At 68.2% G+C, this 6,000-nt stretch carries 8 protein-coding genes; 4 read left to right on the top strand and 4 right to left on the bottom strand.

Annotation, left to right across the window (positions count from 1 at the left end):
- Nucleotides 1-31 precede the first annotated feature (31 nt).
- Nucleotides 32-274 carry a hypothetical protein gene (locus tag BLR75_RS14030; protein ID WP_084309514.1) on the bottom strand — a complete coding sequence of 81 codons (243 nt, stop codon included), beginning with the start codon at nt 272-274 and terminating at the stop codon, nt 32-34.
- Between the two features lie 209 nt (nt 275-483).
- Between BLR75_RS14030 and BLR75_RS14025 the strand changes: the two genes are divergently transcribed.
- The 4 genes from BLR75_RS14025 to BLR75_RS14010 all read left to right on the top strand — a co-directional run bounded on the left by BLR75_RS14025 (nt 484) and on the right by BLR75_RS14010 (nt 3,752).
- Entirely contained in the window at nt 484-999 is a 516-nt protein-coding gene (locus BLR75_RS14025) for a hypothetical protein (RefSeq protein ID WP_084309515.1), read from the top strand.
- A gap of 71 nt (nt 1,000-1,070) precedes the next feature.
- A complete protein-coding gene (locus tag BLR75_RS14020) occupies nt 1,071-2,081 on the top strand; it encodes a phosphotransferase family protein (RefSeq protein WP_084309516.1) in 1,011 nt (336 codons plus the stop codon).
- Between the two features lie 4 nt (nt 2,082-2,085).
- Nucleotides 2,086-2,472 carry a DUF6285 domain-containing protein gene (locus tag BLR75_RS14015; protein ID WP_084309517.1) on the top strand — a complete coding sequence of 129 codons (387 nt, stop codon included), beginning with the start codon at nt 2,086-2,088 and terminating at the stop codon, nt 2,470-2,472.
- Nucleotides 2,473-2,474: 2 nt separating this feature from the next.
- On the top strand, nt 2,475-3,752 hold the full coding sequence (locus BLR75_RS14010; RefSeq protein WP_084309518.1) for an acyl-CoA dehydrogenase family protein: 1,278 nt from the start codon (nt 2,475-2,477) through the stop codon (nt 3,750-3,752).
- Nucleotides 3,753-3,968: 216 nt separating this feature from the next.
- Here BLR75_RS14010 and BLR75_RS14005 read toward each other — a convergent pair whose 3' ends face one another.
- The 3 genes from BLR75_RS14005 to BLR75_RS13995 all read right to left on the bottom strand — a co-directional run bounded on the left by BLR75_RS14005 (nt 3,969) and on the right by BLR75_RS13995 (nt 5,952).
- A complete protein-coding gene (locus BLR75_RS14005; protein ID WP_084309519.1) occupies nt 3,969-4,649 on the bottom strand; it encodes a dual specificity protein phosphatase family protein in 681 nt (226 codons plus the stop codon).
- A 92-nt stretch (nt 4,650-4,741) separates the two neighbouring features.
- Nucleotides 4,742-5,125, bottom strand: a complete 384-nt coding sequence (locus tag BLR75_RS14000) for a hypothetical protein (RefSeq protein WP_084309520.1) — start codon at nt 5,123-5,125, stop codon at nt 4,742-4,744.
- Entirely contained in the window at nt 5,122-5,952 is an 831-nt protein-coding gene (locus tag BLR75_RS13995; RefSeq protein ID WP_084309521.1) for an SDR family oxidoreductase, read from the bottom strand. Before BLR75_RS13995 ends, BLR75_RS14000 begins: the two co-directional genes overlap by 4 nt.
- Between the last annotated feature and the right edge of the window lie 48 nt (nt 5,953-6,000).

The raw sequence follows: 6,000 nt of genomic DNA, 5'->3' as shown, positions 1-6,000 counted from the left end.
ATCGGCGGATGATGCTGGCGCATCATTCGCCCTACCCGGGTGCTTCCTTCCGCGCCTTGTGGCTGCCGCGGATGTTCATCGCCGCCAGGCACACCTGCAGCAGCACCAGCGCATAGGCGCCGGCCGGCAGGCCCCAGGCTATCCACAGCGCGTTGCTGGCGAGAAAGGTCCAGAAGCCGAGCCGGCGCCTGCGTCGCTGGCGCGAGCCGACAAGCCAGGCGGCGAGCACGGTGACCAGCATCGCTGGCCATTGCAGCAGGTCGAGGAACTCCATTCCGCTGGTCCCAGTGGCCGATCTCCTGGTTCAGACCCGGCAGGTCCAGGAAAAGTCCGAAAGAGTCCAGCGCATTTCCGGGACTAGAGCCCGGATACCTCCTTCGACCGATTTGACCTCCAGCCCGGCTGGATAAGCTGGTCCGCGCAGCCATTTCCCATGGTTCGTTACCGATCCGCACGATACAAAAACAAGAATGAGGTAGCGTTATGAGCAATGCAGTACCGGAAATCCGTCCCAAGCTTTTCGCCGACGCCGGAGTGTTGGTGGCCTGGGTCGTCGGTGTGGCGATCGTCGGGGTCGAACTGGGCTTCAAGGCGATCTGGGCGCCGTTCTTCTGCGCCATCCTGTTCAGCATCTACAACAAGGACGTCAAGCGCATCCCCGAGATCATCTGCGGCGCCGTCACCGGGGTGTGGCTGGCATGGGCGATCGTGGTTTCCATCGGCCTGCTCAACACCCTGATGGAGCCGATCGTCGCGACCGCCCTGGTGCTGTTCGTCGGCGTCTACATCATCTTCTGCGGCGGTCTTCTCGCACCGCTGTTCATCAACCAGAGCGCCTTCGTCTTCCTTACCGTCGCCCTGGCCACCCACCTCGCCGAACCGCCGCTGGAGATCAGCGGGCTGATCGTCGTCGGCGGGGGCATCCTGCTGGCGGGCGAAGTCGCGCTGCTCAAGCTCCTGGCGCGCATCGGCGCGCGCCGTGACGTCTCCGCTTCCTGACTTCGCCATCGACTGACCGCCCGCCCGGACATGCATTCGGCGGGTGGGCAGCTCCGCAACGAGGACCCTAGATGAGCAATCCCGAAGTTCTGGCTGCGCAGGTAGCGTGCAGCCTGCAAGCCCTTGTCCGCCGTTTGCCCGGCGGCACCGGGACGGTGGCCGATGTACGCCGCCTGTCCGGCGGCGCCAACCAGGCGATCTGGTCGTTCGACCTGCTGCAGGACAGCGGCCCGGTGGGGCTGATCCTGCGCTGCGACCACGGCGTCGTATCGTCCACCAGCAGCTGCATCGGCCTCGACGACGAGGCGCGGGTACTGATGCGCGCGGAGGCCGGCGGCGTTCCTGTTCCACAGGTGCATTGCATTCTCGAACCCGCCGACGGGCTCGGCCGCGGGTTCATCATGAGCCGGCTGGCGGGCGAGACCCTGGGCGCGAAGATCGTCCGCGATCCGTCCCTGGCCGGCGCCCGCGAGCGGCTGGCCTGGCAGTGCGGCGAGGCGCTGGCGCGCATCCACCGCATTCCCCTCGATGGCCTGCCGGAGCTGCGGGTGGCGCCGGCGCGCGAAGAACTCGAAACATTCGAACAACGGCATCGCCAGCGCGGCACGGTGAAGCCGGTGTTCTCCCTGGCGTTCCAGTGGCTGCGGCGACAGGCCCCGGCGCTGGACGGCCCGCCGGTGCTGGTGCACGGCGATTTCCGCAACGGCAACCTGATGGTCGACGAAAACGGCCTGCGCGCGGTGCTCGACTGGGAGCTGGTGCACCTGGGCGATCCGATGGAGGACCTCGGCTGGCTGTGCGTCAACTCCTGGCGCTTCGGCGAGACGGACAAGCCGGTGGGCGGTTTCGGCCTGCGCGAGGAACTGTTCGACGGCTACCGGGCCGGCGGCGGTGTGGTCGATGCCGAGCGCGTCCGCTACTGGGAAATGCTCGGCACGCTGAAATGGGGCATCGGCTGCCAGACCATGGCGCGCATCGGCGAGCCCGACGCCCCCCGCAGCGTCGAGCGCGCGGCGATCGGCCGGCGCAGCTCGGAGACCGAGATCGATCTGATGCAACTGTTCGCCAGCGTGAGGGGATAAGCCGATGCAAGACCTGCCCAAGGCCACCGAACTGCTCCAGGCAGTGGCCGAATTTCTTCGCCAACAGGCGATGCCCGCGCTCAGCGGACAGACCGCCTTCCACGCCCGCGTGGCGGCCAACGTGCTGGACATCGTGCGCCGGGAGCTCGAACTCGCGCCGCGCCAGGAGGCAGAGGAACGCCAGCGCCTGGGCGAACTGCTGGGCGAGGACGCCGACCTGGAAAGCCTCAACCGCAGCCTGTGCCAGCGGATCGACGCCGGCGAGCTGGACCTCGACAGCCCCGGCCTGTTCGAACACCTGTGGCTGACCACCCTGGCCAAAGTGGCCATCGACCAGCCGAACTACGTCACCTACCGGCGTCTCGTCGCCGACCAGAAAGGAGAGTCTTGAAGATGGATTTCACCCTGCCGGCGGAACTGCAGGCCTACCTGGACACGCTGGACGACTTCATCGTCACCGAGATCGAGCCGCTGCAGGCGCAGGACGACAACCAGCGCTTCTTCGATCACCGCCGCGAGTGGGCGCGTACCGATTTCGACAATCAAGGATTGCCGCGCCCGGAATGGGAGGCGCTGCTCGCCGAGGCGCGCCGCCGTGCCGACAGTGCCGGCCACCTGCGCTATGCGCTGCCGGAAGCCTACGGCGGCAAGGGTGCCGGCAACCTGGCGATGGCGGTGATTCGCGATCACCTGGCGGCCAGGGGGCTGGGCCTGCACAACGACCTGCAGAACGAGCACTCGATCGTCGGCAACAAGCCCTTCGTCCTCATGCTGCGTGACTTCGGCACCCCCGAGCAGCAGCGCGAGATGATCCCGGCGATCCTTTCCGAAGAGATGAAGACTGCCTTCGGCCTCACCGAGCCGAACCATGGCTCCGACGCCACGCACATGGAAACCCGCGCGGTCGCGGAAACCCGCAATGGCGTGGCCGGCTGGCGCATCGATGGCGAGAAGATGTGGACCACCGGCATGCACACCGCCACCCACTGCCTGCTGTTCGCCCGCACGTCCGGCGCGGATGGCGACGCCCACGGGATCAGCGCCTTCCTGGTGCCGGCGCAGGCGCAAGGCGTGCGTATCGAGGAATACCTGTGGACCTTCAACATGCCGACGGACCACCCGCGCGTCAGCTTCACCGACGTCTGGGTGGAGGACTCGGCCATGCTCGGCCAGCCCGGGCGCGGCCTGTCCCTGGCCCAGCATTTCGTCCACGAGAACCGCATCCGCCAGGCCGCCGCGAGCCTCGGCGCCGCCGACTACTGCGTGCGCGAAAGCGTGAAGTACGCCCGTGAACGCAAGCCCTTCGGCGAGGACCTTGCGCGCAACCAGGGCATCCAGTTCCCCCTCGTCGAACTGGCCACGCGGGTGCAGATGCTGCGCACCTTCATCCGCCAGACGGCCTGGGAAATGGACCGCATGCCCAAGCCGGAAGTGGAGAAGCGCCTGTCCGACAAGGTCTCCATGTGCAACTTCACCGCCAACCGACTGTGCTGCGAGGCGGCCGACTTCGCCATGCAGGTGCACGGCGGGCTGGGCTATTCGCGGCACAAGCCGTTCGAGCACATCTACCGGCATCACCGGCGCTATCGCATCACCGAGGGCTCCGACGAGATTCAGATGCGCAAGGTGGCGGGCTACCTGTTCGGTTACATGGGGCCGGGGAAGTTCTGAAGGCGTCCCCGCATTCGCGAGGATGGCGGGGGTGAATGCGCACGGAGTCATCCGAACCTTGTAGGAGCCAGCTTGCTGGCGATCATCCATGCCAGCCGGCAGCTCAGTGGTCGCCGGCAAGTCCGGATCGCCAGCAAGCTGGCTCCTACAGGTCTGGCGTTCTGGTGATCCGTAGGCGTTCCATGCGGGCGATTCGCGGTGGGGAGCGCGGGGCGATCAGCGGCTGGCTGCGTTGGCCTCGGCCGGCGTGACCAGGCTGGTCAGCCATTCGCCGACCTGGCAGCTGGCGAACAGCGTGGTGCTGCATTCGCCGCTGGCCAGGGCCTTCCGCAGTGCGGGGATGTCGGCGTCGCGCACGTAGGCCACGGCGTCGTCCATGTGCTTCGGATCGCCGAAGCCGCCCTGCTGCATTTCCTGCAGCGCCTCTTCCTTGCTCCAGCCCTGGATCACCGTGCGGTACATGGCGGCGAACAGCCCGGTGCGGTCGCGGCCGTGCTTGCAGTGCATCAGCACCGGGCCGTTGCGTTCGGCGCCCTGCAGGGTGCGCAGGACCTTCAGCACGTCGGCGTCGTCGACCCGGTCGGCGTGCATCGGCAGGCTGACCAGGTTGACCGGCAGTTCGCCGAGCCACTGGCGGTCGTCGTCCTTGATGAAGCTGACCACGGTCTGCACCCGTAGCCGGTCCAGCAGCGGCACGTCGCTCTGGTCCGGCAGGGCGCTGCGGTAGAGGGTCGGCGACATCCGGTAGAGGTTGAACGAGGTATCCACGGGCTGCGCCCAGACTTGCGGCCGGGCGGCGGGCGCGGCTTCGCCGGGCACGCCGGCGAGCAGGCCGAGCAGCACGGCGACGCAACAGGCGCCGCGCAGGAAGGGTTCGAGACGGAAGGACGGCTTCATCGGGCGGGTCCTCAGGAACGGTGCCGCAATCCTGAAGACTTCGCCGTAAAGCGTGGATGAAAAGGCCGTGAAAAAAGCGTGAAGCGTGCTGCTCAGCGCGGCAGGAAACGCGCCATCACCGACGGACGGAAGAACCACCAGGCGGCCAGCGGGTAGCACAGGTAGTTGAGCAGGTAGAGCAGCAGGGCGGCCGGCCCCGGCGGGTTCTTCCAGGCGGCCATGCCGACCAGCCACAGGTAGCACAGCGCGAGGGTGCCGCCGTAGATCGCCAGCAGGCGCCAGCGCTCGCCGAGGGAGGCTTCGCGGCGGACGATGCGGGCGAAGCAGAAGGCCATGCCGGCGCCGATCAGCGCGGCCACCAGCAGGTTGGCCGGCAGCCCGCCGACCTTGATCACCGCGCGCAGCAGCACGTTGAGCAGCACCGCCACGGCGATGCCGGCGAAGGCGTAGTAGCGGATGGCGATGTTCGCGCTCATAGCTGGCCGTCCAGTCCGAAGCGGCGCTTCAGCGCCTTGTCCACCAGCGCCGCCGGCAGCCAGCGGGCCAGGAACGGCAGCGCCCGGCTGCCGTTGCCGATGCGCAGCAGGCGCCGCTCCGGCTGGGTGCGCACCGCGTGCAGCAACTGGCGGGCGAATTCGCTGGCCGGGGTGGGCTTGTCCTGCGAGGCGTTGGCGCGGGCGCGGATCGACTCGCGTAGCGGCCACCAGGGCGAGTGTTCGTCCACCACGTTCTCCATCTCGCGGTTGGCGTTGGCGCCGAAGCTGGAAGCGATCGCCCCCGGCTGCACTTCCATCAGGCGGATGCCGAACGGCGCCAGTTCCAGCCGCAGCGCGTCGGACAGCGCGTGGACCGCGGCCTTGGAGGCGCAGTAGGCGCCGGCGAAGGGCGTCACCAGCACGCCGGAGACGCTGCCGATGTTCACCACCAGCCCGCGGCTCCGGCGCAGCAGCGGGAACAGCGCGCGGGTCAGGCCGACGATGGCGAAGACGTTGGTCTCGAACTGCCGGCGGATGTTCTCCGTGCCGCCGTCCAGCAGCGGGCCCATGGCGCCGTAGCCGGCGTTGTTGACCAGCACGTCGAGGCGCCCGGCTTCCATCTGCAGGCGTGTGACGAGTTGGGCGACGGCCGCCTCGTCGTTGACGTCCAGGCGCACGCCGTGGAAGCCGGCGAGGTTCAGGCTGGCGACGTCCTCATCGCGCCGGGCGCTGGCCCAGACCTGGTAGCCGGCGCCGAGGAACGCCTCGGCGAGGGCGCGGCCGATGCCGCTGGAGCAGCCGGTGATGAGGGCGACGGGTGTGGTCATGGGCGAATCCTTGCGTGATTACCGGTTGATCGTGCCAGCCGCTGGCGC

This window comes from Pseudomonas jinjuensis (assembly GCF_900103845.1).
Classification (GTDB): domain Bacteria; phylum Pseudomonadota; class Gammaproteobacteria; order Pseudomonadales; family Pseudomonadaceae; genus Pseudomonas; species Pseudomonas jinjuensis.
This window is presented reverse-complemented; position numbering and strand designations above follow the sequence as displayed.

Excerpts from the sequence above, each read along its gene's own strand:
- BLR75_RS14010 (WP_084309518.1), top strand. The coding sequence starts at position 2,475 with ATGGATTTCACCCTGCCGGCGGAACTGCAGGCCTACCTGGACACGCTG.
- BLR75_RS14015 (WP_084309517.1), top strand. The coding sequence starts at position 2,086 with ATGCAAGACCTGCCCAAGGCCACCGAACTGCTCCAGGCAGTGGCCGAA.
- BLR75_RS14020 (WP_084309516.1), top strand. The coding sequence starts at position 1,071 with ATGAGCAATCCCGAAGTTCTGGCTGCGCAGGTAGCGTGCAGCCTGCAA.
- BLR75_RS14030 (WP_084309514.1), bottom strand. The coding sequence starts at position 274 with ATGGAGTTCCTCGACCTGCTGCAATGGCCAGCGATGCTGGTCACCGTG.
- BLR75_RS14005 (WP_084309519.1), bottom strand. The coding sequence starts at position 4,649 with ATGAAGCCGTCCTTCCGTCTCGAACCCTTCCTGCGCGGCGCCTGTTGC.
- BLR75_RS13995 (WP_084309521.1), bottom strand. The coding sequence starts at position 5,952 with ATGACCACACCCGTCGCCCTCATCACCGGCTGCTCCAGCGGCATCGGC.
- BLR75_RS14000 (WP_084309520.1), bottom strand. The coding sequence starts at position 5,125 with ATGAGCGCGAACATCGCCATCCGCTACTACGCCTTCGCCGGCATCGCC.
- BLR75_RS14025 (WP_084309515.1), top strand. The coding sequence starts at position 484 with ATGAGCAATGCAGTACCGGAAATCCGTCCCAAGCTTTTCGCCGACGCC.